Genomic DNA, 3,396 nt, shown 5'->3' with positions numbered 1-3,396 from the left:
CCTGCAAGCTGTGGCGATGAAAATTTTATCTCTTTTCTCAGCCCACCTGAAAAGCTCTAAGATCTCCTTTCCTTTTATAGCTCCCAATCCGGGTCTTAAGTAGATTGTTTTTATCACGAAACCCTCCGGGATTGCGAACTCTAAAAGAGAATACATCGGAGCGGGCTTTTTAATTTTCGTCACCGGACAAACCTCTGGGGCTGAGCATTTAGGTAAGCAGGTTTTGTCTCTGTTATAGCTTACGACAACACTTCCTCTCCCGGCTGAAACTATTATCTTCGCTGGAATGCCGGAGAGGACGTAATTGACTCCCTCGTTCCAAACCTCAAGATCGAATTTTTTCGAAATAAGCGAAGCGGCTATATGGATCGGAGCGGTGGGAAAAATATATTCGGGCTTTTCCTCTTCGACAATCTCAAGCAGCTCTTGAATTTCTCCTCTCACGAACCTTCCTCCGAATTTTTCGACGTTAATCTCTCTGTTGACGAGGCAGTTTTCGTCGACGTCTATCACCACGAATTCCCTACTATTTTCTATCAGCCACTTAACAGCTTCTTTTCCGTATTTTCCTCCTCCGTAAACCACGTCCACGCTAAAAGTTTGCTGAAGGATTGAAAACGCTTTCCAAAACTTTAGGGTTACCGAAAAATTTTTATATTTTAGGCAATCCTAAATTTAACGGTGTTAAGTATGCTGGGGCAGTTCGTGATAGCTCTCAGAGAAGGTTTGGAGGCTGTGCTGCTTGTTGCAGTGTTGATAGCCTACTTAAAGAGGAGCGGCAGAGCTGGGGAGATACCTTACGCTTACTACGGAGCAATTGCAGCGCTTCTCATAGGATTTGCCGCAGCTTTCGGAGCTATTGCAGTCTACGGAGGATTGGAAGAAGAGCAGAAAGTTATCTTTGAAGCCCTCGCCTCATACTTGGCTGTGGCTGTTTTAACTTACATGATCTTATGGATGGCCGGAAAAAACGTTAGGGAGGAAGTTGAAAGCAAAGCTAAGAAAAAGTTTGTCTGGGGGATAGCTTTAATATCCTTCGTCTTCGTCGTAAGGGAGGTCGTTGAGACAGTGTTGTTCCTAACTCCGTTTGCCGCAAGAGATCTCTACGGAACTGTGCTCGGAGCTATTGCCGGGATTGGTTTAGCCGCATTGCTGAGCATTGCAATCGTCAAGCTTGAATATAAACTCAGTCTCAGAAAGTTCTTCTACGTCACGAGCATTCTGCTGACGTTCATAGCTTCGGGACTTGTGGGCTACGGCACCCACGAGCTTGTTGAGTTCTTAGAGGAGAAGGGTTATGAGAGCTGGCTCTTTGAGGAAGCTTACAGCTTAGGGTTGGATGAGAGCAATCCGTTGCATCACAAAGGCATCGTCGGGGGAATTTTCGCGGTTCTATTTGGATATTCGGCGAGCATGGAGTGGATAAGAGTATTCGTTCAATTCGGCTACCTGCTCGTTTTCTTAGCAGCAGTCAACCTTAAATACGGTGTTTTATCGACGAGAAGGGAAGTGAAAGGGGTTAAAGAGGTAACCGAATGAAAAGAGCTCTGCGTAATCGTTATATTCTCCTTTTTACTTACTCTTAACGCCCGCAGAACCCCGCGGGCTGATAAGCATGAGGTTCCGTGGGCACAGCGGGCGTACAAAACGATTTTCTGATTAACACATTATATTAATAATTTATGCTAAATAAGCTTATTTTTCATTTTTACCATCGGCAAAAGCCGAACGAAAATGTAATATTGGGCTGTGCTAAGTTTAAACAATACACACATGATTTATAATTGTCAATTTCGTTGGAGGTGTTGTTGTGCCCATCGTAAATGGCTCGAAAACGTTCGTTCACCTCCTGGAAATTCTTTCAAGAAAATGGTCTCTTGTGGTGGTTTATCTCCTAATTGACGGTGAGAAGAGGTTTTCCGAACTTGAAAGGTCGATTAGTGGAGTTTCCCCAAAAGTTCTTACTCAGACTCTTTACACCCTTACGAAGTATGGAATAGTGGAAAGAGAAGTTGACACGTCGTCTCCAATCAAGGTGAGGTACAAGTTAACAAAGAAAGGCAGAGAACTTGCGAGGATAGTTGAGGAGATAAAAGAATGGAGTGAGAGGTGGGGGAATTTTTGAGGGTGGCACTTTGCACTTGCAAAGGGAAGATCGAGAGGGAAGAATTGAAAAAACTTGAGAAGAGCTTTGATGTGCGAGTATTTGACAACCTCTGCGAAGAGAAGCCGGAGGAATTTTTCGATGTTGTGGGATGCAGCTACAAACTCGTTGGCGATTTAGGAAAGTTTCAGATAGATCTGAACGATCTGATATTTCTCAGGCAAGATAATGCGACTGAAAAAGCTGAACTTCTACTTAAAGCTTATAGAAAAATGTTTGAAGTGGAAAGGGAAGTAATGAGGATAAATGTTAGCTCTTCTTTCCTTGTTGAAACTGATGACGTTGAGTTTGCAAAGGAACTTCAAAAAATTTTCACTCCGCTTTATGTCGTTACAAGAAACAAAGAGATGAAGGGAGTGGGGATACCGATAATGGGCAAGGTTACCGGATTTGAAGGAGAGCTCGGAAGTTTCAGAGTTTTCATAGATGGGGCAAACATGCACACCGGAGAAGCTGTTGAGAGCGTTGTAGTTTCTCAGCTACTCATTCCCGGGATGAAATTAAGAAAGGATGGTGCTTTTAATGTGAAAAGCGATGTTCTTGATGCAATCTCGAACGTTGGAGAGTTCGCTAAATTCAAGGCTATCGAATACGACGCGAGCAGATGTGCAGCAAGCTTTAATGAAGTTTCTGGCTGTAAATTGTGCGAATGCGTGCATGAGTGTTTAATCAGAGAACGTTATATCCGTGTTGAACATAGAAGCTGTTTTGGATGTGGGAGGTGCGCATCTCTTTGCCCCACGGACGCTTTGAAGTTTAGCTTAATGCCGGAGGAAGTTGTGGAGGAAATTATAAACACGCTATCTGGTTATAGAGAGGAAAAAGTTCTTCTTTACGTCTGTAAGGAAGCTCTGGGTAAAGTTTATGGTGGTGAAAAAACCGGAACGTTCTTCCCGGTTGTGGTACCGTGTGTGGCAGCCCTGTCTGAGGTGGATATAATTTACCCACTCCTGAGGGGATTTAGCGGGGTTTACGTGCTTCACTGCTCCGATTGTCCTCATGGAAGTTTTGATGGGTTGAAGCTTGCTGAGAGCATATGCGAAGCCTTTGATATCGACAACGTTGTTTGCAGTGAGGAATTTGATGAGAGGCAGATAGAAATGCTGCTGAAAAGGTCTCCCGTTGATACAGAGTTTGATCTAAGGGGGAGTAACAAGAGGGAAAAGCTTCTGGAAATCGTTAAAAGAATTGAGGAAAAGAAGGAACTGAAAGTGCGGAAATTGAGCTTTCCG

4 protein-coding genes are annotated in these 3,396 nt (G+C 43.8%); 3 read left to right on the top strand and 1 reads right to left on the bottom strand.

What is annotated here, in order from left to right; genetic code table 11:
• On the bottom strand, positions 1 to 591 hold a 591-nt coding region (locus F7C14_RS06695; RefSeq protein ID WP_290901155.1), incomplete at its 3' end, for a hypothetical protein.
• 99 nt (positions 592 to 690) lie between these two features.
• On the opposite strand from F7C14_RS06695, the gene F7C14_RS06690 reads away from it, so the two are divergent.
• The 3 genes from F7C14_RS06690 to F7C14_RS06680 form a co-directional block, all read left to right on the top strand.
• Positions 691 to 1,539 (top strand): FTR1 family protein, encoded by an 849-nt coding sequence (locus F7C14_RS06690; RefSeq protein ID WP_290901158.1) that lies wholly within the window; start codon positions 691 to 693, stop codon positions 1,537 to 1,539.
• 271 nt (positions 1,540 to 1,810) lie between these two features.
• Entirely contained in the window at positions 1,811 to 2,125 is a 315-nt protein-coding gene (locus F7C14_RS06685; protein WP_290901152.1) for a helix-turn-helix domain-containing protein, read from the top strand.
• A 2-nt stretch (positions 2,126 to 2,127) separates the two neighbouring features.
• A partial coding sequence (locus tag F7C14_RS06680; RefSeq protein ID WP_290901157.1) for a 4Fe-4S binding protein occupies positions 2,128 to 3,396 on the top strand: 1,269 nt, incomplete at its 3' end.

The sequence above is a fragment of the Ferroglobus sp. genome (genome assembly GCF_015521575.1).
In the GTDB taxonomy this organism is placed as follows: Archaea; Halobacteriota; Archaeoglobi; order Archaeoglobales; family Archaeoglobaceae; genus Ferroglobus.
The sequence above is the reverse complement of the archived record's forward strand: the minus strand, read 5'-3'. Positions and strand labels throughout refer to the sequence as shown.